Annotated in this window: 19 protein-coding genes; 13 read left to right on the top strand and 6 right to left on the bottom strand. The window is 62.8% G+C overall.

The features are described 5' to 3' along the window. The 9 genes from mraY to lpxC all read left to right on the top strand — a co-directional run bounded on the left by mraY (position 1) and on the right by lpxC (position 10,880). Positions 1 to 1,083: a phospho-N-acetylmuramoyl-pentapeptide-transferase gene (gene mraY, locus CCD76_RS02155; RefSeq protein WP_087717911.1), complete on the top strand. Its 1,083-nt coding sequence runs from the start codon at positions 1 to 3 to the stop codon at positions 1,081 to 1,083. 34 nt (positions 1,084 to 1,117) lie between these two features. After that, entirely contained in the window at positions 1,118 to 2,500 is a 1,383-nt protein-coding gene (murD, locus tag CCD76_RS02150) for a UDP-N-acetylmuramoyl-L-alanine--D-glutamate ligase (protein ID WP_087717910.1), read from the top strand. Continuing rightward, positions 2,494 to 3,708, top strand: a complete 1,215-nt coding sequence (gene ftsW / locus CCD76_RS02145; RefSeq protein WP_256961044.1) for a putative lipid II flippase FtsW — start codon at positions 2,494 to 2,496, stop codon at positions 3,706 to 3,708. The genes murD and ftsW overlap by 7 nt, the downstream gene beginning before the upstream one ends. Further along, the gene (murG, locus tag CCD76_RS02140) at positions 3,705 to 4,790 is read left to right on the top strand and encodes an undecaprenyldiphospho-muramoylpentapeptide beta-N-acetylglucosaminyltransferase (RefSeq protein ID WP_087717909.1); all 1,086 of its coding nucleotides are present in this window, start codon (positions 3,705 to 3,707) and stop codon (positions 4,788 to 4,790) included. The genes ftsW and murG overlap by 4 nt, the downstream gene beginning before the upstream one ends. A gap of 34 nt (positions 4,791 to 4,824) precedes the next feature. Beyond that, positions 4,825 to 6,234 carry a UDP-N-acetylmuramate--L-alanine ligase gene (gene murC, locus CCD76_RS02135; RefSeq protein WP_256961070.1) on the top strand — a complete coding sequence of 470 codons (1,410 nt, stop codon included), beginning with the start codon at positions 4,825 to 4,827 and terminating at the stop codon, positions 6,232 to 6,234. Positions 6,235 to 6,325: 91 nt separating this feature from the next. After that, positions 6,326 to 7,045, top strand: a complete 720-nt coding sequence (locus CCD76_RS02130) for a cell division protein FtsQ/DivIB (protein ID WP_087717907.1) — start codon at positions 6,326 to 6,328, stop codon at positions 7,043 to 7,045. A gap of 337 nt (positions 7,046 to 7,382) precedes the next feature. Then, positions 7,383 to 8,654 (top strand): cell division protein FtsA, encoded by a 1,272-nt coding sequence (ftsA, locus tag CCD76_RS02125; RefSeq protein ID WP_087717906.1) that lies wholly within the window; start codon positions 7,383 to 7,385, stop codon positions 8,652 to 8,654. A 30-nt stretch (positions 8,655 to 8,684) separates the two neighbouring features. Next, complete coding sequence (ftsZ, locus tag CCD76_RS02120) at positions 8,685 to 9,854, top strand: cell division protein FtsZ (RefSeq protein WP_087717905.1); 1,170 nt, start codon at positions 8,685 to 8,687, stop codon at positions 9,852 to 9,854. Between the two features lie 114 nt (positions 9,855 to 9,968). Next, the gene (gene lpxC / locus CCD76_RS02115; protein WP_087718107.1) at positions 9,969 to 10,880 is read left to right on the top strand and encodes a UDP-3-O-acyl-N-acetylglucosamine deacetylase; all 912 of its coding nucleotides are present in this window, start codon (positions 9,969 to 9,971) and stop codon (positions 10,878 to 10,880) included. A gap of 162 nt (positions 10,881 to 11,042) precedes the next feature. Here lpxC and CCD76_RS02110 read toward each other — a convergent pair whose 3' ends face one another. Next, entirely contained in the window at positions 11,043 to 11,441 is a 399-nt protein-coding gene (locus tag CCD76_RS02110) for a DUF721 domain-containing protein (protein WP_306298781.1), read from the bottom strand. Positions 11,442 to 11,587: 146 nt separating this feature from the next. Between CCD76_RS02110 and CCD76_RS20300 the strand changes: the two genes are divergently transcribed. The 4 genes from CCD76_RS20300 (at position 11,588) to CCD76_RS02090 (ending at position 17,077) form a co-directional block, all read left to right on the top strand. Beyond that, on the top strand, positions 11,588 to 11,932 hold the full coding sequence (locus CCD76_RS20300) for a hypothetical protein (protein ID WP_256961043.1): 345 nt from the start codon (positions 11,588 to 11,590) through the stop codon (positions 11,930 to 11,932). Between the two features lie 99 nt (positions 11,933 to 12,031). Beyond that, positions 12,032 to 14,773, top strand: a complete 2,742-nt coding sequence (gene secA / locus CCD76_RS02100; RefSeq protein WP_087717903.1) for a preprotein translocase subunit SecA — start codon at positions 12,032 to 12,034, stop codon at positions 14,771 to 14,773. A gap of 48 nt (positions 14,774 to 14,821) precedes the next feature. Then, the gene (gene argJ, locus CCD76_RS02095; RefSeq protein ID WP_087717902.1) at positions 14,822 to 16,030 is read left to right on the top strand and encodes a bifunctional glutamate N-acetyltransferase/amino-acid acetyltransferase ArgJ; all 1,209 of its coding nucleotides are present in this window, start codon (positions 14,822 to 14,824) and stop codon (positions 16,028 to 16,030) included. Positions 16,031 to 16,126: 96 nt separating this feature from the next. Further along, entirely contained in the window at positions 16,127 to 17,077 is a 951-nt protein-coding gene (locus tag CCD76_RS02090) for a Nudix family hydrolase (protein ID WP_087717901.1), read from the top strand. Between the two features lie 137 nt (positions 17,078 to 17,214). On the opposite strand, the gene yacG is transcribed toward CCD76_RS02090, so the two are convergent. From yacG to pilB, 5 genes are all read right to left on the bottom strand, one after another. Continuing rightward, positions 17,215 to 17,496, bottom strand: a complete 282-nt coding sequence (gene yacG, locus CCD76_RS02085) for a DNA gyrase inhibitor YacG (protein ID WP_087717900.1) — start codon at positions 17,494 to 17,496, stop codon at positions 17,215 to 17,217. Between the two features lie 44 nt (positions 17,497 to 17,540). Then, a complete protein-coding gene (coaE, locus tag CCD76_RS02080) occupies positions 17,541 to 18,182 on the bottom strand; it encodes a dephospho-CoA kinase (protein ID WP_256961042.1) in 642 nt (213 codons plus the stop codon). Beyond that, a complete protein-coding gene (locus tag CCD76_RS02075) occupies positions 18,179 to 19,051 on the bottom strand; it encodes a prepilin peptidase (RefSeq protein WP_373419396.1) in 873 nt (290 codons plus the stop codon). The genes coaE and CCD76_RS02075 overlap by 4 nt, the downstream gene beginning before the upstream one ends. Positions 19,052 to 19,250: 199 nt before the next feature. Then, a complete protein-coding gene (locus CCD76_RS02070) occupies positions 19,251 to 20,504 on the bottom strand; it encodes a type II secretion system F family protein (RefSeq protein WP_087717899.1) in 1,254 nt (417 codons plus the stop codon). Positions 20,505 to 20,620: 116 nt separating this feature from the next. Continuing rightward, complete coding sequence (pilB, locus tag CCD76_RS02065) at positions 20,621 to 22,348, bottom strand: type IV-A pilus assembly ATPase PilB (RefSeq protein ID WP_087717898.1); 1,728 nt, start codon at positions 22,346 to 22,348, stop codon at positions 20,621 to 20,623. Positions 22,349 to 22,661 lie beyond the last annotated feature (313 nt).

Below are 22,661 nucleotides of genomic sequence, written 5' to 3'. Positions count from 1 at the left end.
ATGCTGCTTTTTCTGGCTGAACTGCTGACCCATTTCCATAGTGCTTTCAACGTATTCGGGTATCTGACCCTGCGCATGATTCTGGGGACGCTGACCGCGCTGTTCCTGAGTCTGTGGATGGGACCGCAGATGATTCGCCGTCTGGTCGAACGCCAGATCGGCCAGGCAGTGCGCGACGACGGCCCCCAATCACACCTGTCCAAGGCAGGCACGCCGACCATGGGCGGCGCCATGATCCTGATCTCCATCGCCGTCAGCACGCTGCTCTGGGGCGACCTGACCAACCACTACGTCTGGGTGGTGCTGGCGGTCACGCTGGGGTTCGGTGCCATCGGCTGGGTCGACGACTTCCGCAAGGTAGTGGAAAAGAATCCTCGCGGGCTGCCGGCGCGCTGGAAATACTTCTGGCAGTCGGTGATCGGCCTCGGCGCCTCGCTGGTTCTCTATTTCACCGCGGCGAGCCCGGTCGAGACCAGCCTGATCGTGCCACTGTTCAAGGACGTGGTGATTCCGCTGGGCCTGTTCTACATCGTGCTGAGCTACCTGGTCATCGTCGGCAGCTCCAACGCGGTCAATCTGACCGATGGCCTCGATGGCCTGGCGATCATGCCGACCGTGCTCGTTGCGATGGGGCTGGCGGTCTTCGCCTATGCCAGCGGTAACGCCGTTTTCGCCGAGTACCTGCATATTCCCGAGGTGCCGGGCGCCGGCGAACTGGCGGTATTCTGCGGCACCATCGCCGGCGCGGGGCTCGGATTCCTCTGGTTCAATACCTATCCCGCCCAGGTCTTCATGGGGGATGTCGGCGCGCTGGCGCTCGGCGCGGCGCTGGGTATCGTCGCGGTCATCGTGCGCCAGGAGATCGTGCTGTTCATCATGGGTGGCGTCTTCGTCATGGAAACGGTCTCCGTCATTCTCCAGGTCGGCTCCTACAAGCTGACCGGGCGTCGCATCTTCCGCATGGCGCCCCTGCATCACCACTTCGAGCTCAAAGGCTGGCCGGAGCCGCGAGTGATCGTGCGCTTCTGGATCGTTACCGTCATGCTGGTCCTGCTGGGCCTGGCAACCTTGAAGCTGCGTTGATGCCATGAGCGATTCCGTGCATTCCACCCCGTCAATGCATCGCCCGCCGGAGCCTCATCGTCGAGATGGGGCTCCGTGGCTGGTCGTCGGGCTGGGGATCTCCGGCCGCGCGATCGCCCGCTTTCTGCAGCACCGGGGGGAGCGCTTCGTGGTGGCCGATACCCGCACCGCTCCGCCGGGGATCGAGGCCTTCCGCGAGGCATTCCCGACGGTAGATATCCATCTGGGCGATCTCGAGGCGCTGGATCTGCAGGCGTTCTCCGAGATCGTCGTCAGCCCCGGCGTGGATCTGCAGAAGTCCGGGCTGGCCGCGGTGAGGGAGCGCGTCATCGGCGAGATCGCGCTGTTCGCACGTCACTGCAAGGCGCCGATAGTCGCCATCACCGGATCGAACGCCAAGTCCACGGTGACCACGCTGGTCGGCGACATGGCGCGGCAGGCCGGCAAGCGGGTCGCCGTGGGAGGCAACCTGGGTGACGCTGCGCTCGATCTACTGATCGATCATCCCGATGCCGAACTGTTCGTGCTGGAACTGTCAAGTTTCCAGCTCGAGACGCTCAAGGGACTGGGCGCCGTGTGCGCTGCCTTCCTCAACCTGTCCTCCGACCACCTCGACCGGCATGGCGACATGGCCGGCTATCGGCAAGTCAAGTCGCGAATCTTCGACAAGGCCAGGCACGTCGTGGTCAATGCCGAAGACGAGGCAACATGGCCGGAGGATACGTCGATACCCTGCGAGTGCTTCACGACGAAGGCCCCCGCGGACGGGATGTGGGGCATCTCGCCTCTCAAGGCCGGCGAGTGGCTGTGCCACGGCGAGCAGCCGCTGATGCCGGTCAGCGAGCTGCGTCTGGCGGGGCGTCACAATCAGGCCAACGCGCTGGCCGCGATGGCGATCGGGCATGTCATCGGACTGCCGCTGGCGGTCATGCGCCAGGTACTCGGGCACTTTGCCGGATTGCCGCATCGCGGCGAAGTAGTTGCCGAGCGCGGTGGCGTTCGCTGGGTCAACGATTCCAAAGGCACTAACGTGGGCGCGACGTTGGCGGCCATCGCCGGACTGGGCGAGACCTTGGCTGGGAGACTGATCTGGCTGGGGGGCGGCGTCGGCAAGGGGGCGGATTTCACACCGCTGGCCGCACCGCTGGCCCGGCATGCCCGCGAGGCGATCGTCTTCGGTCAGGATGCGCCGCAACTGGTGGCGGCGTTGGCCCCACATGTGGCGACACATCGCGTCGATACCCTGGCCGAGGCCATGCAGCGGGCGGCCTCGATCGCCGAGGCGGGGGACTGCGTGCTGCTGTCGCCGGCCTGTGCCAGTCTCGATCAATTTCCCAATTATCTGGCGCGTGGCGAGGCGTTCCGCGCCTTTCTTGATCAAGGACCGCTCGAACCAGGGCAGGAAGCCGCATGCTGAAGGCGATGTTGAAGACCTCGCAGGAGCGACTGACCACGCGGCATCAGGCGTTCGATGGCTGGCTGCTGCTGGCGACGCTTTCGTTGATGTTGATCGGCTGGGTGATGGTGACTTCCGCTTCCACCGAAATCGCTGCAAGCCTGACCGGCAACCCTTACTACTTCAGCATCCGACATGGCATTTTCGTGCTCGCATCGATCGGGGTGGGGCTGTTTGCCGTGCGTTTGCCATTGGACTGGTGGCGTCAGAAAGGTCCGATGATGTTGATCGTGGCGTTGCTGCTACTGTTCGTGGTCCTGGTCGTCGGTCGCGAGATCAACGGCAGTCGGCGCTGGATTCCGCTCGGCATCATCAATATCCAGGCCTCGGAAGTCGCCAAGCTGTGCCTGATCGTCTACATCGCAGGCTATCTGGAGCGTTACCTGCCCGAGGTGCGCCGAAGCTGGGGCGCCTTCATGCGCCCGCTGGCGGTGATGGCGCTGATCGGCTTTCTGCTGATCCTCGAACCCGACTACGGTGCCGTCGTGGTGTTGACCGGCTGCGTCATGGGGATGCTGCTGCTTTCCGGGGCGCCGCTGTGGCGGTTCCTGCTGATCCTGGTCGTCGTCGGGTCGGGCGCGGTCATGCTGGCCGTGGCGGAACCCTATCGCCTGCAGCGTATCACCAGCTTCGCCAACCCCTGGGCGGACCAGTACAACACCGGCTACCAGCTGACCCAGGCGCTGATCGCCTTCGGTCGCGGCCACTGGTTCGGCCTGGGGCTGGGTAACAGTGTCCAGAAGCTGTTCTATCTGCCCGAAGCACATACCGACTTCGTGTTCGCCGTGCTGGCCGAGGAACTGGGGCTGTTCGGCGCCGTGGGCGTGATCCTGCTGTTCGCGCTGCTGGTGTTCCGTGCCTTTCGCATCGGGCGCAAGGCGGAGCTGGCCGGCATTCCGTTTGCGGCCTACCTCTGCTACGGCATCGCGCTCGTCATTGGTGCGCAGGCATTCATCAACATCTCGGTCAGTTCCGGCATGCTGCCGACCAAGGGGTTGACGCTACCCCTTCTGAGTTACGGCGGCTCGAGTCTCATCATCAGCGGGATCATGATGGCGATTCTGTTCCGCGTCGATGTGGAGATCAGGCGACTGCAGCGGCGGCCGAAGCCCGCGAAGGAAAGCGGCGAGGCCAAGCCCACGAGCGAAGCGGTGGAACCGACTTTATGAGCGAACTGAAACGTGTACTGATCATGGCTGGCGGTACGGGAGGGCATGTCGTCCCGGCGCTATCGCTGGCCAAGGCGCTGATCGAGCGCGGCGTGGCGGTGGAGTGGCTGGGGAGTCCGAGGGGAATCGAAAACCGCCTCGTTCCCGAGGCCGGCATCGCGCTGAACCGAATCGACGTGTCCGGCCTGCGGGGCAATGGGCTGGCTGGCTGGCTGTCGATCCCGTGGCGACTGACGCGAGCCATCCGGCAGTCGCGTCAGGTGATCCGGCGCTTCGACCCACAACTGGTGGTCGGTCTGGGCGGGTTTGCCAGCGGTCCCGGCGGGCTGGCGGCACGCCTGGCCGGCAAGCCGCTAATCGTTCATGAGCAGAACGCCATTGCCGGTTTGACCAATCGGTCGCTGGCGCGTCTGGCGACCAGAGTCTACGCCGCGTTCCCCGGTGCTTTCCCCGACGGAAAGGCCGAGGTGGTCGGCAATCCGGTGCGTGCGGATATCGCCGCACTGGGCGAGCATCCCAGAACGGCGGAGCAGATGAACGATCGCGCCCTGCGCTTGCTGGTGCTCGGGGGGTCGCTGGGCGCGCAGTCGCTCAATCAGAAGCTGCCGGTCGCGCTGTCGGCGCTGGACGCCTCGAGCCGTCCGCAGGTTCGCCATCAGGCCGGCCGCGACAAGGACGAGGTCACGCGGGAAGGCTATCGCTCGGCGGGTGTCGAGGCGGAGGTCAGCGCTTTCATCGATGACATGGCTGCCGCCTACGACTGGGCAGATATCATCGTGTGCCGGGCCGGCGCGCTCACCATTGCCGAGCTCTCGGCGGCAGCCAAGCCTTCCTTGCTGGTGCCTTTCCCCCACGCGGTGGATGACCATCAGACACATAATGCGCGTCATCTGGTCGAGGCCGGCGGCGCGCAATTGATACAGCAGGCCGAGCTCACTCCTGAACGTTTGGAGGCGGCGCTTAAGTCACTTTTGCAGCCGGACGTGCTGGCGCGGATGGCGAGTCAGGCACGCCGGGTAGCCCACCTCGATGCCGTCGAACGTCTGGTCGACGGCTGCATGGAGATCGGTTTTGAGCGATAGCATTCAGACGCGTCCCGCGCGCTCGCATCTCGGCATGCGACGCATTCGAGGCATTCATTTCGTCGGGATCGGCGGTGCCGGCATGTGCGGCATTGCCGAAGTCCTGGCCAACGAAGGCTACGAGGTCAGCGGCAGTGACCTGCGTGAGTCGACCGTCACTCATCATCTGCGCGAGTGCGGCATTCGGGTCGCCATCGGTCACGCGGCGGTCAATGCCGAAGGGGCCGATGTCATCGTGGTGTCGACGGCGGTGGATCTGACCAATCCGGAAATCCAGTGGGCGCGCGAGCATCGCGTGCCGGTGGTGCGGCGAGCCGAAATGCTGGCCGAGTTGATGCGCTTTCGTCACGGTATCGCGGTTGCCGGTACCCACGGCAAGACCACGACTACGAGCCTGCTGTCGACGCTGTTCGCCGAGGCGGGACTCGATCCCACCTTTGTGATCGGCGGCAAGCTGACCAGCGCGGGTACCAATGCACGGCTGGGGTCCGGGGACTTTCTGGTTGCCGAGGCCGATGAATCGGATGCGTCCTTTCTGCACCTGCAACCGATGACGGCGATCGTCACGAATATCGACGCCGACCACATGGCGACCTACGATGGCGACTTCACGCGATTGAAGACGACCTTCGTCGAATTCCTGCACAATTTGCCTTTCTACGGCCGCGCCGTGCTGTGCCTCGACGACGATCACGTGCGTGAATTGCTGCCCCAGGTTCAGCGCCAGTTCGTGACCTACGGCTTCAGTGAAGAGGCCGACTTTCGCGTGCGGGATTTCCAGCAGACGGCGGGGGTCATCCGGTTCGTCGCCGAACGGCCCGAGGGATTCGAGCCGCTGACCATCACGCTGGCCATGCCCGGCACTCACAATGCCTTGAACGCTCTCGCTGCGATTGCCGTCGCTACGGATGCCGGTGTCAGCGATGACGATATCATCAAGGGTCTTGCGTCGTTCGGGGGCGTTGGTCGACGGTTTCAGGTTCATGGAAACTACTCGCTTCCGCAGGGTGGCGAGGTGATGCTCGTCGACGACTACGGCCATCATCCGCGGGAGGTGGAGATGGTCATCCGTGCGGTGCGCGCCGGCTGGCCGCAACGACGCCTGGTGATGGTCTATCAGCCGCACCGCTATACCCGGACCCGGGATCTTTACGAAGATTTCGTCAGGGTGCTTTCCGGGGTCGATACGCTATTGCTGCTCGATGTGTATAGCGCTGGTGAAGCACCGATTCCGGGTGCCGAAGGCAAGATGCTGGCAGGGTCGATTCGCCAGCGCGGCCAGGTCGACCCACTGTTCATCGAGAAAAAATCGGCCCTGCCGGATATTCTCGCGCGGGTGCTGCGCCCCGGAGATATCCTGATTACCCAGGGCGCCGGCGATATCGGCGGCATTGCGCAGGCGCTGGCACACAGTGCGCTGAGACTCGACGAGGTGGTCCTTTGAGTGTGGCGATCCTGTCCAAAGGCGCGCGTCTGGCTAAGAGGTTCGGAGCCGTCGGTCGGCTTCATGGCAGCTCGAGGGCAGGGCGGACGTCATGAATTCCAGTGCGCGGGGAACGCTGCTCGGTATACTCATGATCGTGGTGCTCCTCGGCGCCGGCGGCAGAGCGCTGTGGCTGTGGCTGGACAAGCCCATCGCTCGCGTGTCGATCAGTGGCGACTTGAACTACGTGAGTGCGAATTACCTGCAGAAGGAATTGGCGCCCCTGGTTCGCGGTCACACCTGGCTTTCCTTGTCGTTGTCCGACCTGCGTAACGAGGCGCGCGAGATCGGGTGGCTGCGAGAGGTCACCGTTTCTCGGGAATGGCCCAATACCCTACGATTCGTGCTTTACGAACAGGAGCCGGTCGCGCGCTGGAACGATGAATTTCTACTCAATACTCGGGGACAGCCTTTTTCGCCTGGACCGGTGACCGATTTCGGTCGTCGCCTGCCTGACCTTGGCGGCCCTGCCGGGTCGGGACGAGAAGTGCTCGGTTACTATGATTCACTGCGTCGCGCGCTGTCAGGGCTGGGGCTTTCCATAACGCAATTGAGATTGGAGCCTCGCGGTGCCTGGCGCTTTCAGGTCAATGACGGAGTCTGGGTCATTCTCGGGCGTGCAGACCTGGATGCGCGATTGGCTCGCTTTATTGCCGCGTGGAAGCGACAGTTGGGTGAAGAGGCGTCGCAGATTCGCTACATCGATCTTCGTTATCCCAATGGTGTTTCGGTGGCAAGGCATGGTGAAACGGCCGCGGTCTCCAGTGATTAGTCTGAAACTCATTGGCAGTTAAACAAGCCTGAGTCCCGCGGTTGGCGGCATCTCGGCGCGGCTCATCCGGCAAGAAGTCCGACCGACGACGGATGGCATTTGCTCGCTGACCGCCGTTCTTGGCCTCGACTATCGGCGCATTCTGTTATGCCAGCGTTACTTAAATAGCGGTAAAGCTTCCTTCCTATTTCCTTTTCAAAGAAAAAGGGCTTACTGTGGCTTTTGTTTTCACGATGGGCTGGTGAAAAAGGTCGTCTTGTTCCTATAATAAGCCCGAATCTTTATTGACCCATTTTTATCCGATTTATCGGTGAAGTTTGAGGAGCGACCCCGACCTATGGCAGGACAATCCAACGCTTCCAATATGGTGGTCGGGCTGGATATCGGAACATCCAAGGTGGTTGCCATCGTGGGGCAGCCCACTGATGATGGCGGGTTGGAAATCGCCGGGATCGGCTCGCATCCTTCTCGTGGCATGAAGAAGGGTGTCGTGATCAATATCGAATCAACCGTTCAGTCGATTCAGCGCGCCGTCGAAGAAGCCGAACTGATGGCAGGCTGCGATATCCACTCTGTCTATGTCGGCATCGCCGGCAGCCATATCAGCTCCATGAATTCCGACGGTGTCGTGGCGATCAAGGAGCGCGAGGTCGCGCCCGCAGATATCGACCGCGTCATCGATTCCGCCCGCGCCCGAGCCATCTCCGAAGGCCAGCGGGTACTTCACGTCATTCCCCAGGAGTTCGCGATCGACACCCAGGAGGGCATCCGCGAGCCTCTGGGCATGTCCGGCGTGCGTCTCGAAGCCCGCGTGCACCTGGTGACGGCGGCGATGAATGCCGTTCAGAACATCGAGAAGTGCGTGCGACGCTGTGGTCTGGAAGTCGACGACATCATTCTCGAGCAGCTGGCCTCCAGTCACGCGGTGCTGACTGAAGACGAGCGTGAGCTCGGCGTCTGCATGGTCGATATCGGTGGCGGGACGACGGACATCGCCGTGTTCACCGAAGGCGCCATTCGTCATACCGCGGTGATCCCGATCGCCGGCGATCAGGTGACCAACGATATCGCCATGGCGCTGCGTACGCCGACTCAGTACGCCGAAGAGATCAAGGTCAAATACGCCTGTGCGCTGACGCAGCTGGCGAGCAGCGACGAGATGATCAAGGTTCCCAGCGTCGGCGATCGGCCGGCGCGGGATCTCTCTCGTCAGGCGTTGGCGGAAGTCGTCGAGCCCCGTTACGAGGAGCTCTTCACGCTGGTACGCGAGGAATTGCGCCGCAGCGGTTACGAGGATCTGGTAGCAGCCGGGATCGTGCTGACAGGGGGCACTTCCCGGATGGAGGGGGTCGTGGAACTGGCCGAGGAGATATTCCACATGCCGGTTCGCATCGCTTGTCCGTACAATGTCCGCGGCTTGGCGGACGTGGTGCGCAACCCGATTTATTCGACCGGGGTAGGTTTGCTACTCTACGGTATGAAAGACGCCAAGCACTCTCGCGCAGTATCAGCCCAGCCTCAACGGGAAGACTCACTTCCCCGGCGCGCAACCAGGGATGAGGTTTCGGCGCTGGAGCGACTCAAAGGCTGGTTTAAAGGAAATTTCTGACAGGCCGCAAGCGGTCTTGGAGACGGGGCAATGTTCGAACTAGTAGATAATGCACCTTCTAGTAGTGCAATCATCAAAGTCATCGGTGTCGGCGGCGGCGGCGGCAACGCCGTCAACCACATGGTCGAGAGTAACATCGAAGGCGTCGAGTTCATCTGCGCCAACACCGATGCCCAGGCGCTCAAGCGCGTGGCGGCCAAGACCGTTCTCCAGCTGGGTGGCGAGATCACCAAAGGGCTGGGAGCGGGGGCGAACCCGGACGTGGGGCGTCAGGCCGCGATGGAAGATCGCGATCGCATCGCAGACATGCTGCAAGGCGCGGACATGGTCTTCATCACCGCCGGCATGGGCGGTGGCACCGGCACGGGGGGGGCGCCTGTCGTCGCTCAGGTCGCCAAGGAACTCGGTATTCTGACCGTCGCGGTCGTGACGCGCCCGTTCCCGTTCGAGGGACCGAAGCGCATGCGCGCAGCGGAAGAGGGGATGAAGGAGCTTTCCGAGTATGTCGACTCCCTGATCACCATTCCCAACGAAAAGCTGCTGTCGGTACTGGGCAAGAACGCCAGTCTGCTGACTGCGTTCAGTGCCGCGAACGACGTGCTGTTGGGCGCCGTTCAGGGGATCGCCGAACTGATCACCAGTCCGGGCATCATCAACGTCGACTTTGCCGACGTGCGCACGGTGATGTCGGAGATGGGCATGGCGATGATGGGTACCGGCGCCGCGACCGGCGAGAACCGCGCTCGCGAAGCTGCCGAGAAGGCCATTCGCAGCCCGCTGCTCGAGGATATCGATCTGCATGGCGCCCGGGGCATCCTGGTCAACATCACTGCAGGTCCGGATCTCTCCATCGGCGAGTTCAATGATGTCGGTGCGACGGTTCAGGAGTTCGCTTCCCAGGATGCGACCATCGTGGTGGGTACCGCCATCGACATGGAAATGTCCGACGAACTGCGCGTGACCGTGGTTGCTGCGGGGCTGGATGCGCAGAAAGAGAAGGCGATCCCGCGTGAAACCGTGGCTGCCCGTCCGGAAACGACCGATTATCGCAAACTGCAGCAGCCGGCGGTCATGCGTCAGCAGGCGGCGCGCGCCGAGCAGGAAGCCGCAGCGAAGAAGTCGCAGCAGGAGAAGCGCAAGACCTCCGACATGGATGACTATCTGGACATCCCGGCGTTCCTGCGTCGTCAGGCTGACTGATAGCGCTTTAAACTGCCCGTCATCATTCTGTAACGTCAATATGATTGGTGAAACGGTGGTTTGGTGTTATAGTGAACACCGTTTCCAAACCATTTGACTGTCAGGTCGATGCTCATGATCAAACAACGAACGTTGCAGAACACGATCCGCGCAACAGGCGTGGGACTCCACTCCGGAGAAAAAGTGTATCTGACGCTGCGGCCCGCGGCGCCCAATACGGGCATCGTGTTCGTGCGTACCGATCTCGACCCGGTAGTGCATATCCCGGCGCACGCAGAGAGCGTGACCGACACCAATCTATGCACCGCGCTATCCAAGGATGGCGTCAAGGTCGCCACGGTCGAGCATCTAATGTCGGCGTTCGCTGGCCTGGGGATCGACAACGCTTATGTCGAGTTGAGCGCGCCCGAAGTGCCGATCATGGATGGCAGCGCAGGCCCGTTCGTGTTCCTGATCCAATCGGCAGGTATCGCCGAGCAGGCCGCGCCGAAGCAGTTCATTCGTATCAAGCGCGAAGTCACCGTCAATGATAACGGCAAGCAGGCGACGTTTCTGCCGCATAACGGCTTCAAGGTCAGCTTCGCGATCGATTTTGACCATCCCGTCTTCGAGCAGCAGAAGCAGACGGCCAGCGTCGATTTTTCGACCACTTCCTTCGTCAAGGAAGTCTCTCGTGCTCGCACCTTCGGTTTCATGCGCGATCTGGAATTTCTGCGGTCGCAGAATCTGGCATTGGGCGGTAGCCTCGATAACGCCATCGTCGTCGACGATTATCGCATCGTGAACCAGGATGGCTTGCGCTACGACGATGAGTTCGTGAAGCACAAGATGCTGGACGCCATCGGCGATCTGTACCAGTTGGGTCACAGCTTGATCGGCGAGTTCAAAGGTTACAAGTCCGGTCACGGCCTCAATAACCAGCTTTGCCGCGAGCTGCTCGCTCATCCGGAGGCATACGAAATCGTGACCTTCGAAGAAGCGACTCAGCCTGCACCGATCTCCTATGCGGCGCCTGCAATGGCCTGAGATGGACCAGCATCGATTGATGTCGTGACGATCTGATGATCGTGAGAGATTAGATGGAGAAAACGCCGATCTTGTGATCGGCGTTTTCGTGTCTGAACGATGCCAATGGCCGCGCTACCGCGGTCGGAGCGCGCGTCGTCGAGACGGGATTGGCCGTTATCGTCAGGCGGGGTCGTCGCTGGGCTCTGCGGTAGCATCGGCGTGTGATGCCAGCCGATTCAGTGAACGCTTGAGCGGCGAATCCTCCAGGCCTTCCGCGCAATGGGTGAGTGCCTCGGCGCCGGCCGGCGACAGGCGCCGCGTCTGTCGCGGAATCGCCTTGACCGGCCGGATCGGGCGTACCTTCAACGAGAATTTCATGACTGCCTCGAATCCCGGCAGTTGATGCAGCAGCTTGAGCAGGCGCGGCTGCTCGTAGCGCAGCCAGGTCAGCCAGGCGGCGCGATCGGTGATCAGCGTCAATACACCATTGCGATAGCCGCCGACATAGAGATGTTCGGCAACGTCCGGCGGCAACTGGCGTCTCAGGTGATTCTGGGCACGTTCGATCAGCGTTGCCATGCGCATGACGTCACCCAGCCCTCCTGGTTGTTCCAGGAGTCGGGAAACGGGCTGGGCTCGCAAACGCTTAGCCTTTATACTCATCGGCTTGCACGCAGTGGGGATAGACCCGCTAAACCTATCACGACGCGGAGTTCGTCGACAGCATGACTTCGGCCAAAGCGCAGTCCGGTCAGCGTGGTGCCGTGTGGCGCCCCCGGCAGCGAGCCCATTGGTGGTTGGCCAGTGTGCTGGTCGGTTGCCTGCTGCCTGCAGGATTGATGCATGCCGAAGCCATGCGGCTGGCCGAGCGGCTCACCCAGGTCTACTTGATGGCCCCGGAGGCCATTCGTGCCGAGTCCCGACGCGTCGCTCGAGTCGCTGCCAAGCGTCCCGTATACCCGCAAGCGGCAGCTGCCTTTATCCAGTCGCCGGGTTATTCCCCGCCTCTTATCGCCGCCAGTGCCGCGCTGGATGTCATTTCCCGTCGTGGTCCTCCCGTTCCTGCCTGATCATCGTCAGAAGCTCAGTTTATCGGTGGTCGATGCCGGCTTTTTGTCGCATCTTCGCCTTGGTACTACGCAGGAACAGAGTCAGGCAGGAAACGGATCATGTTGAACGGATTGCTACACAAATTGGTCGGCTCCAAGAACGACCGCGACGTCAAGCGCATGCGCAAGCAGGTGGCGGCGATCAACGACCTGGAAGCCAGTTTCGAGACGCTGGATGATGCATCGCTCCAGGCCAAGACAGTCGAGTTTCGCCAGCGCCTTGCCGACGGCGAGAAGCTCGATGCGCTACTGCCGGAGGCTTTCGCCACGGTTCGCGAGGCGAGCAAGCGCGTCCTGGGCATGCGTCACTTCGACGTCCAGATGGTCGGCGGCATGGCGCTGCACGAAGGCCGGATCGCAGAGATGAAGACCGGCGAGGGCAAGACCCTGGTCGGCACCCTCGCGGTGTACTTCAATGCGCTATCCGGCAAGGGGGTTCATGTCGTTACGGTCAATGACTATCTGGCCAGCCGCGACGCCAACTGGATGCGCCCGCTCTACGAATTTCTCGGTCTGAGTGTCGGTGTCATCGCTTCCGGGCAGCCCAACGAAGAGAAGCGGCAGGCCTACGCCTGCGACATCACCTACGGCACCAATAACGAGTATGGCTTCGACTACCTGCGCGACAACATGGCGTTCTCGCTGCAGGACAAGGTTCAGCGGCCGCTGCACTACGCGATCATCGATGAGGTCGATTCGATCCTGATCGATGAAGCGCGTACGCCACTGATCATTTCGGGTCCCGTCGAAGAGAACGTCGAGCTCTACCGGACGATTCACGCGCTCTCGAAGCAGCTCAAGCAGTGCACCGATGAAGAGGATCCGTCTACCGGCGACTTCCTTATCGACGAGAAGCAGAAGCAGGTAGAGCTGACGGAAGAAGGGCACCAGCAGGTCGAGCAGTTGATGCGTGAAGCCGGGTTGCTGAAGTCGGAAGATTCGCTCTACGCGGTGCAGAATCTGGGCCTGTTGCAGCATATTCATTCCGCGCTGCGCGCTCGTTGCCTCTATCACCGTGACGTCGATTACATCGTCTCCGACGGCAATGTCGTCATCGTCGACGAGCATACTGGCCGTACCATGCCGGGGCGGCGCTGGTCGGAGGGCCTGCATCAGGCGGTCGAGGCCAAGGAAGGCGTGCCGATTCAGCGCGAGAGCCAGACGCTGGCTTCCACTACCTTCCAGAACTACTTCCGTCTCTACGAGAAGCTGGCGGGGATGACCGGTACCGCCGATACCGAGGCCTTCGAGTTCAACCACATCTACGGACTCGACGTGCTGGTCATCCCGACCAATCGGCCGCTGGCGCGTCAAGACTTGAACGATCTGGTCTATCTCAGTGCCAAGGAGAAATTCAACGCGATCATCGAGGACGTCAACACCCAGCGAGAGGCCAACCGTCCGGTGCTGGTCGGTACCGCGTCGATCGAGACCTCGGAATATCTCTCCAAGCTGATGCAGGCGAAGAACATCCCGCACAACGTGCTCAACGCCAAGCAGCACGACAGGGAGGCCGAGATCATCGCTCAGGCCGGTCGTCCCGGCGCTGTGACGCTAGCCACCAACATGGCCGGCCGTGGTACCGACATCGTGCTCGGCGGCAACTGGGAAGCCGAGGCCGCCAAGCTCGAGAACCCGAGCGAGGAGCAGATCGCGGCCATCAAGGCCGAGTGGCAACAGCGTCATGATGCGGTGCTCGAAGCCGGCGGTCTGCACGTGATCGGCTCCGAGCGTCATGAGTCTCGTCGTATCGACAACCAGCTGCGCGGTCGCGCGGGGCGTCAGGGCGATCCCGGCTCGACGCGCTTCTTCCTGTCTCTGGAAGACAGCCTGATGCGGCTGTTCGGTTCGGATCGCGTCCAGCGTCTGATGGGCGCGCTGGGCCTCGAAGAGGGTGAAGCGATCGAGCACAAGATGGTCTCGAATGCGGTCGAGCGGGCGCAGAAGAAGGTCGAAGGGCGCAACTTCGACATTCGCAAGCAATTGCTGGAGTACGACGACGTCTCCAACGACCAGCGTCGGGTCATCTACGAACAGCGCGACGATATTCTCGCGGCCGACGAGATCTCCGATAATATCGCCAGCATTCGCGACGAGGTTCTCGAGCAGACGATTTCCGACTACGTACCGCCGCAGAGCCTGCCGGAACAGTGGGAGCTCGCCGGGCTTCAGGATCAGCTCAAGCAGGAGTTCAATCTCGATCTGCCGCTGGTGCAGTGGGCGGAAGAAGACGACAACTTCAACGAAGAAGTGCTGCGTCAGCGTCTGCTGGACCAGCATCGTGGACAGTATCTGGCCAAGGTCGAAGCGATCGGCGCCGACATGATGCGTCGCTTCGAGAAGCAGGTGATGCTCCAGGTGCTGGATACCCGCTGGAAGGAACATCTGCAGTCGATGGACCATCTGCGTCGCGGCATTCACCTGCGGGGCTACGCGCAGAAGAACCCGAAGCAGGAGTACAAGCGCGAAGCCTTCGAACTGTTCCAGTCGCTACTCTACAACATCAAGCATGATGTCACGCGTATCCTCAGCCACGTTCAGGTCCGTCGCCAGGAAGAGGTCGAGGATCTCGAACGTCAGCGTCGCGAGGCGCTGGAGCGCGAGAAGGCTGCCAGTCAGTCGGTGCACGAAGATGCCGTGGCCGCCGCGCAGCAGACCGCCGAAGGGGAAGAACCCGCCCCCGAGTCCGGTGATGACAATGCGCAACCGGTTCGACGCGAGGGCCCCAAGGTCGGGCGCAACGACCCGTGTCCCTGCGGTTCCGGCAAGAAATACAAGCAGTGCCACGGCACGCTGAGTTGAGTTGGCTTCGGACTCGGGCCGGGCTCGAGTCCGCCAAGGAGAATCGAGATGGCGGTAGGTAAGTCAGTATTCCCGGAAATGCCGGCCATTGACGGCGTGCGTCTGGGCACGGCGAAGGCTGGGATCAAGAAACCCGATCGGCGTGATCTGGTGGTGATCGAAGTGCCGGAAGGCGCCACGGTCGCGGCAACGTTCACCCGCAATGCCTTTTGCGCCGCCCCGGTGCATGTCGCCCGGGATCACCTGCAGCACACGGCGCCACGGTATCTGTTGGTCAATACCGGTAACGCCAATGCCGGTACCGGTGCCCGTGGCCGCCAGGATGCCGAGAGCTGCTGCAACTCGCTGGCGGACCTCGCTGGCGTCGATGCACATCAGGTGCTGCCGTTCTCGACCGGCGTGATCGGCGAACCGCTGCCGGTAGAGCGCATTGCCGCCGGCCTGCCGGCAGCGCTGGAGTCGTTGAGCGAAGCGGGCTGGGAGATGGCCGCCGAGGGTATCCTGACCACCGACACCCGTATCAAGGGTGCCTCGATGCAGGTCGAACTGAGCGACGGTACCGTTACCATCAACGGCATCAGCAAGGGCTCGGGCATGATCCAGCCCAACATGGCGACCATGCTCGGCTTCGTCGCCTGCGATGCGGCAATCGACGCAGCCCGGCTTCAGCAATGGCTACGCGACGCTGTGCGGGTGTCGTTCAATGCCATTACCGTGGATTCCGACACCTCCACCAATGACGCCTGCACCCTGATCGCCACCGGACGCGGGCCGAAGGTCGAGTCGCCCGAGGACGAGCAGCGGTTTCGCGAGGCGCTGACGACGGTGCTGACCGACCTGGCCCAGGCGATCATTCGCGATGGCGAAGGAGCGACCAAGTTCGTCACGCTGCAGGTCGAGCAGGCGACCAGTGTCGACGAAGCGCGGGCGGTGGCGTTCACGGTGGCCCATTCGCCGCTGGTCAAGACGGCGCTCTACGCCAGCGATGCCAACTGGGGGCGCATTCTGGCCGCCGTGGGCCGCGCACCGGTCGACGAGCTCGATGTCGAGCGCATCGTCATCGATCTCGGCGACGTGCGTCTGGTCGAGCACGGCGGGCGCGCAGACGGCTACACGGAAGAGGCTGGCGCCCGGGTGATGGCTCAGGAAGAGATCGTCATCCGCATTCAGCTCGGTCGTGGCGACGCCAGCGCCACGGTCTGGACATCGGATCTGTCCCACGATTACGTATCGATCAACGCGGATTATCGTAGTTAACGAAATTCAGACGTTGAACGCTATCCAGACGTCGCGCGCTATCTCGACCTCGCGCGTCAAGGTTAAACACTGCAGTGGTACGAGAGACTTAGCAAGATGATCAAAAGACGGGTCCACGTAGCGGCAGCCGCCGTCATTCGCGGCGACGGCCGAGTGCTGATCGCCAGACGCCCGGCGACTGTCGACCAGGGCGGTCTGTGGGAATTCCCGGGGGGCAAGCTGGCACCCTACGAAACCGGGCTCGAGGCGCTCAAGCGGGAGCTGAACGAGGAGCTCGGTATCCAGATCGTGCGCGCTCAGCCGCTGATCCGCGTTCATCACGAATATGCCGACAAGCACATTCTGCTGGACGTCTGGCAGGTGCGGGAATACGACGGTGATCCGTACGGCCGGGAAGGTCAGCCGGTACGTTGGGTCGAGGTCGACGATCTGCCCAATTACCCGTTCCCGGCAGCCAATATGCCGATTCTCCGTGCGGTAGCGCTGCCTCAGGAGTATCTGATTACCGCCGAAGCGGACGACGATGTTTTCCTGGCGCGGCTCGAGCGGGCGTTGAAGGAGGACGGCGTCCGCCTGGTACAGTTGCGTGCCAAGGAGCTGGATGACGCCGCCTACCAGGCGCGGGCGGAGAAGACTCTGGCGCTGTGCCGACGCTATAGCGCCCGGCTGCTGCTCAATGCGGATCCCGAGTGGCTGCAGCGCGTCGATGCTGATGGCATCCATCTGACCAGCGCGCGGCTCATGGAGCTCAAGCACCGGCCCATTCCCGCCGACAAGTGGCTGGGAGCGTCGACTCACGGTGATGAGCAGCTCGCTCAGGCCGGTCAGATCGACTGTGATTTCGTTACGCTGTCGCCGCTGGCGCCGACGCCGTCGCATCCGGATGCGGTGACCATCGGCTGGCACGATTTCCAGCAGATGGTAGAAACGGCCGCGATGCCGGTCTTCGCGCTGGGTGGCATGACCCGGCATCATGCCAATCAGGCGCGTGGTGTCGGTGCCCAGGGAATCGCGTCGATTCGGGATTTCTGGCGCGACGACGCCTGAGCCACGGGCTACGACTAGCGCCGGCTTCGGGGCGCTGTGGACAGTGGCTACGAGCTACGAAAAGGGCCAGCGACTGACATCGCTGGCCCTTTTCTTCGCTACAAGCACATGCTGAATTTCGCGGCTCGCGGTTTCCGCTATTCCTGACCGCGCTCGAGCCGGTCGATCAGCTCGTCGAGTTCGGTTTCGTCCATATGGGGTTCGCCGGCAATACGGTGGGAGCCGTCGGCCCAGGCGCCCAGGTCCAGCAGTTTGCAGCGCTTCGAGCAGAAGGGGCGGTAGGGGTTCTCGGATGTCCAGGCGACGGATTTTTTGCACTGGGGGCAGGGCACGGTCAGGCCGGGTTTGTTCGCATTCTGGCTGGCACCGCTATCGGCACTGGCGTCCGGATGACGGTCTGGGTCGTTACGTCGAGTCATGGCGAGGGGTATCGTGTCGGTGATCGTTGCATCAGGCGCGAGGGTCAGAAGACCCGTTGGCGATACCGGGCGTCCAGCCGGGCAACCTGGTCGAGTAGGTGTTGTCGGTCGCGACTATTGTCGATGACGTCGTCGGCGGCTGCAAGGCGACGTTCCCGGGGAAGCTGGGCCGCCAGTATCGACTCCACCTGACGCCGGTCGACCCCGTCCCGCGCGAGGGTGCGCTGAATCTGGATCTCCGGCGGCACATCGACCACCAGAACGCGATCGACCAGCTCGAGCTGCCCCGACTCGATCAACAGCGGTGACACCAGCAGACAGTAGGGGGCGTCGGCGTTGCGCAGTCGCTCCAGATGCATCAGCAGCCGTTGGCGAATACGCGGGTGCGTCTCTCGTTCCAGCCACCGGCGTTCGGTTTCGTCGTCGAAGATCCGCGCCCGGAGCGCGCGCCGGTCGAGTGTCCCGTCGTCGTCGAGTATCTCCGGGCCGTAGCGCTCGACAATGGCCGCCAGCGCCGGCTCGCCGGGCATCACGACTTCCCGCGCCACGTGATCGGCATCGACCCAGCCGATGCCCAGGGCACCGAAGGCATCCGCCACCGCGCTCTTGCCCGAGCCGATCCCGCCGGTGACGCCCACGACCAAGGTGCCGCGCTCGCCTTCCGTCTTGGTGACGTTCGTGTTCATCCCCAGCCTCCCAGTAACAGTGCCTGATAGCCGGCCAGCAGCGGGGCGCCGATCAGTAGGGCGATCCATCCGGCCAGGGCGATATAGGGGCCGAAGGGCATTGCCTGGTTGCGATCCTGCTGGCGCAGGGCGATCAGTATCAGGCCGACCACGGCGCCCACGCCTGCCGAGAGCAACAATAGCAGCGGCAGGCTCTGCCAGCCGAGCCAGGCGCCGAGTGCCGCCATCAGCTTGAAATCCCCGTAACCCATGCCTTCCTTGCCGGTCGCCAGCTTGAAGAGCCAGTAGACCGACCACAGTGACAGATACCCGGCGACGGCGCCCAGCACGGCGCTTTCCAGCATCAATGGCGTGAACAGCCACTGATAGAGCAGGCCGGCCCAGAGTAGCGGCAGGGTCAGCGCATCCGGCAGCAACTGGGTACGCCAGTCGATCACCGCCAGCGCCAGCAGGCAGAGGCAGGCGCCGACCAGCCACAGGCTTTGCCAGCTCACGCCATGCAGCGCCACGACCGCCACCGTCAGCAAAGCCGAGACCAGTTCGATCAGCGGGTACTGAACACTGATCGCCGTACCGCATGCGGCACAGCGGCCGCGACGCTTGAGCCAACCGACCAGCGGCAGGTTGTCATGCCAGGCGATGAAGTGTCCGCAGCCGGGGCAGTGCGAGCGTGGCGTCGCCAGATTGTAGGCAGGGCTGGCTTCCACCGGCTGCTCCAGCGCTTCCAGCGCCTCGGCTCGCCAGCGCTGCATCAGCATTACCGGCAGCCGCACGATGACGACATTGAGAAAACTGCCCAGTGCCGCGCCGAACAGGAACGCCAGCGGCCAGACGAGCAGAGGGGAAAGATCGGACAACGGAAGCTCCATGAACATCGGATAGAAAGATAGCGCCAAGGGTAACGCACATAAGAGCTGGTTTTTGAGAGCACTGACGTCGAGATTCATCGGCGAGCGCTTTTGCCGCCAGGCGCCCGCCACCGAGAACCCGGGGCGGACGTGGTTGTTCCGTGAGGATTTCGAGGTGGCGGACAACAACGCGGCAGACGCGCGCAGCCTTGAATGACATCTATATGGCGGAACCCATCTGAAAGATAGGCAAATACATCGACACCACCAATCCGCCGACCATGGTGCCGAGCACCACCAGAATGAACGGCTCCAGCAGCGAGGTCAGCGCGTCGACCTGGCTGTCGACCTCTTCCTCGTAGAATTCCGCCACCTTGTCCAGCATCGTGTCCAGCTCGCCGGCTTCCTCGCCGATGCTGACCATCTGCACGGCCATCACCGGGAAGACCTTGGTGCGACGCATGGCGAAGTTGAGCTGCTGCCCCGTGGCGACGTCTTCGCGAATCTCGGCGATGGCGCGCTGATGAACCTGGTTGCCGGTGGCGCCGGCGGCGGTATCGAGCGCTTCGACCAGCGGAATGCCGGCATTGAACGTGGTCGCGAGGGTGCGCGAGAAGCGGGCGATCGAGCCCTTGTCGATGATATTGCCGATCACCGGCAGCTTGAGCACCAGCTGATGGGCGCGATAGGCGAATGCCGGCGAGCGCTTCATGGCCTGGCGTACGCCGAGGATCGTCACCACGAGCGCCAGCATGGCCTGCCACCAGTAGGCTTGAGTCAACTGGGACAAATGCACGGTGAACTGGGTGAAGACCGGCAGCTCCGCGCCGAACCCTTGAAACAGACTCTCGAACTGGGGCACGACCTTGACCAGCAGCAGCGCGGTGACGCCGATCCCGACCAGCACTACCGCCGTTGGATAGTAGAGCGCTTTCTTGACGCGTCCCTTCAGGGTTTCGACCTTCTCGCGGTAGCTGGCGACGCGCTCGAGCATCTGGTCCAGTGCCCCGGCCTGCTCGCCGGCCGCGACCATGTTGACGAACATGCGATCGAAACGGGATGGATGCTTGGCCAGCGCTTCCGAAAAACTGGAGCCGGCGCTGATGTCGTTGGCCAGTGTCTCGACCAGATTGCGCATGGCCGGGTTCTTGAGCGTCTCTGCGACGACCTTGCAGGCTTGAAGTAGCGGAACGCCGGCCCGGAGCATGGTGGCCAGCTGACGCGAGAACAGGGTGATGTCCCGAGACTTGACTCGGCCCAGACCGAAGATGCCGGTCTTGCGCGTGATGCGCTTGACGATGATCTTCTGGCGGGTCAGCTCCTTGCGCACCTCGTCGATCTCGCTGGCGACGAGTTCCCCGGAGACGACTTCGCCACGCAGGTTCTTGCCGCGCCACTGCCAGCGGTGCATGACCACCCGCCGAGGCGGCTTGGGTGGCTTCAGTGACTTGGCTGACTTCCGGCTGGTCGCCATGATCGCTTTCCTGACAATGAGTCGACGAGGCGTCGAGCGTGAGTGGCATCGAAGATTGGCCCGAACCGCGAACCACGGATTGTGCCAGAGTCCAAGCGAAAACGGATGGATCGCCGTCAGTCGATCGTCACGCGGTTGATCTCCTCGAGACTGGTCACGCCTTGGAGTACCTTGTCGATACCGCTCTGGCGCAGCCCTGGGAAGCCGGCATCGCGTGCCGCGCGGGCCAGTTCCAGCGCGTGACTGTCGGCCATGATCAGCCGGCTCATGGCATCGTCCACCGGCACCACCTCGTAGATCCCGATGCGCCCCTTGTAGCCCAGCGTGCATTGATCGCAGCCCACGGCGCGGTAGAGCGTGGCGTTTGCCAGTCTTTCCGGCGAGACGCCTTCGTGGCGTAGCACGTCCTCGGGAATCTCCGCCGGCGCCTTGCAGCGTGGGCAGAGCATGCGCGCCAGCCGCTGGGCAATGATCAGCGATACCGAACTGGCGATATTGAAGCTGGCAACGCCCATGTTGCGCAGGCGCGTCAGGGTTTCGGCGGCGGAGTTGGTATGCAGCGTCGATAGCACCAGGTGGCCGGTCTGGGCTGCCTTGACCGCGATCTCGGCCGTTTCCAGATCCCGGATTTCGCCGACCATCACCACGTCCGGGTCCTGGCGCAGAAAGGCGCGCAGCGCGCTGGCGAAATCGAGGCCGATGCGCGGCTGCACGTTGACCTGGTTGACGCCGGGCACCTTGAGTTCCACCGGATCTTCCGCCGTCGAGATATTGCGCTCCTCGGTATTGAGCAGATTGATGCCGGTATAGAGCGTTACCGTCTTGCCGCTACCGGTGGGGCCGGTGGCCAGAATCATCCCCTGGGGCTCGGCCAGCGCGGCCTCGAACAGTTGACGCTGCTCCGGGGTGAAGCCCAGCGCATCGATGCCGAAGCTGGCCGTTCGGGCGTCCAGCAGTCGCAGGACGATTTTCTCGCCGAACACGGTGGGCAGCGTGTTGACGCGAAAATCGATGGCACGCTGGCTGTCGAGCCGAATCTTCATCGAGCCGTCCTGGGGCAGGCGGCGCTCCGAAACATCCAGTCGCGCCATGACCTTGAGCCGGGCAGCGAGGCGGGTGCGCAAGCTCAGCGGCGGCCGTGCGATCTCGAGCAGCAACCCATCGATGCGAAAGCGAATCCGGTAGCTCGACTCGTAGGGCTCGAAGTGGATGTCGGACGCGCCGCGCTGGATGGAGTCGTGCAGGATCTTGTTGACGAAACGCACCACGGGCTCGTCGTCTTCCCCGATCTGGTCGAGCGCGGCCGCTTCGCTGGCCAGATCGGCCTCGCTGGTGTCCAGCGTCAGCGCCTCGCTGGCTTCCCCCAGCGCTTCCAGCATGCCGGAGGTTTCATGGCGCTGGTAACGCCTAGCCAGCGCCCGCTCCAGTTGATCGAACGGCACCAGGACGCCCTCGATCGCAAGCCCAGTGGTGAACTGCAGCTCGTCCAGCTGTGCCAGCGTGACCGGGAAGGCGATCGCCACGGTGAGACGGCGATCGTCGCGGGCCAGCGGCAGCACCTGAAAGCGACGGATGACCTTGTCCGCCACCGGCTCGATGATCGGCAGCTTGTCCCAGTCGACATGCTCCAGATCCATGAATGGCAGGCCATACTCGCGCGCTGCCAGCACGCCGGCTTCGCGGGCATCGACCCTGCCTTCACGGACCACCAGCTCCAGTAGCGTCAGTTGCTTGTCCGACGCGTCGCGGATCGCCTGCTCGCACGCCTCCGCGCTGATCAGTCCGTGTTCGATGAAGCGCTGGGCAAGACTGCTTTGCGTACGCGATGTGGTGACGTCCGACATGGAGATGAGAGCCCCGGCTAGCTGGCTGGCGAACGGATGGCGGGGGAGCGGCCCCGTGGAGCCCCGCGTTCACCGGCACGAATGGTTCGATCGACGAATCCGTTATCGGCTGACGCCTTTTTTTCTTTAAGTATTCTTGGCAATCTGCCGATAAAGCAGTCGAATGTCATCTACGGTAAATTTGTGTATCCTCGCAGGCGCGAGCTTGCGAGCGGTTCGGCAGGGTTCGACAGGCTTCGGCACCGTCCGAACACCCGACGTAGCGCTCGGGAAGCAAGCGGAAGGAATGCAAGGATAGAACGAATGTAACGAT

The sequence above is a fragment of the Salinicola salarius genome (genome assembly GCF_002179555.1).
Taxonomy (GTDB): domain Bacteria; phylum Pseudomonadota; class Gammaproteobacteria; order Pseudomonadales; family Halomonadaceae; genus Salinicola; species Salinicola salarius_A.
The sequence above is the reverse complement of the archived record's forward strand: the minus strand, read 5'-3'. Positions and strand labels throughout refer to the sequence as shown.

Coding starts and splice junctions, on each gene's coding strand:
- mraY (WP_087717911.1), top strand. CDS start 1: ATGCTGCTTTTTCTGGCTGAACTGCTGACCCATTTCCATAGTGCTTTC.
- murD (WP_087717910.1), top strand. CDS start 1,118: ATGCATCGCCCGCCGGAGCCTCATCGTCGAGATGGGGCTCCGTGGCTG.
- ftsW (WP_256961044.1), top strand. CDS start 2,494: ATGCTGAAGGCGATGTTGAAGACCTCGCAGGAGCGACTGACCACGCGG.
- murG (WP_087717909.1), top strand. CDS start 3,705: ATGAGCGAACTGAAACGTGTACTGATCATGGCTGGCGGTACGGGAGGG.
- murC (WP_256961070.1), top strand. CDS start 4,825: ATGCGACGCATTCGAGGCATTCATTTCGTCGGGATCGGCGGTGCCGGC.
- CCD76_RS02130 (WP_087717907.1), top strand. CDS start 6,326: ATGAATTCCAGTGCGCGGGGAACGCTGCTCGGTATACTCATGATCGTG.
- ftsA (WP_087717906.1), top strand. CDS start 7,383: ATGGCAGGACAATCCAACGCTTCCAATATGGTGGTCGGGCTGGATATC.
- ftsZ (WP_087717905.1), top strand. CDS start 8,685: ATGTTCGAACTAGTAGATAATGCACCTTCTAGTAGTGCAATCATCAAA.
- lpxC (WP_087718107.1), top strand. CDS start 9,969: ATGATCAAACAACGAACGTTGCAGAACACGATCCGCGCAACAGGCGTG.
- CCD76_RS02110 (WP_306298781.1), bottom strand. CDS start 11,441: ATGGCAACGCTGATCGAACGTGCCCAGAATCACCTGAGACGCCAGTTG.
- CCD76_RS20300 (WP_256961043.1), top strand. CDS start 11,588: ATGACTTCGGCCAAAGCGCAGTCCGGTCAGCGTGGTGCCGTGTGGCGC.
- secA (WP_087717903.1), top strand. CDS start 12,032: ATGTTGAACGGATTGCTACACAAATTGGTCGGCTCCAAGAACGACCGC.
- argJ (WP_087717902.1), top strand. CDS start 14,822: ATGGCGGTAGGTAAGTCAGTATTCCCGGAAATGCCGGCCATTGACGGC.
- CCD76_RS02090 (WP_087717901.1), top strand. CDS start 16,127: ATGATCAAAAGACGGGTCCACGTAGCGGCAGCCGCCGTCATTCGCGGC.
- yacG (WP_087717900.1), bottom strand. CDS start 17,496: ATGACTCGACGTAACGACCCAGACCGTCATCCGGACGCCAGTGCCGAT.
- coaE (WP_256961042.1), bottom strand. CDS start 18,182: ATGAACACGAACGTCACCAAGACGGAAGGCGAGCGCGGCACCTTGGTC.
- CCD76_RS02075 (WP_373419396.1), bottom strand. CDS start 19,051: ATGGAGCTTCCGTTGTCCGATCTTTCCCCTCTGCTCGTCTGGCCGCTG.
- CCD76_RS02070 (WP_087717899.1), bottom strand. CDS start 20,504: ATGGCGACCAGCCGGAAGTCAGCCAAGTCACTGAAGCCACCCAAGCCG.
- pilB (WP_087717898.1), bottom strand. CDS start 22,348: ATGTCGGACGTCACCACATCGCGTACGCAAAGCAGTCTTGCCCAGCGC.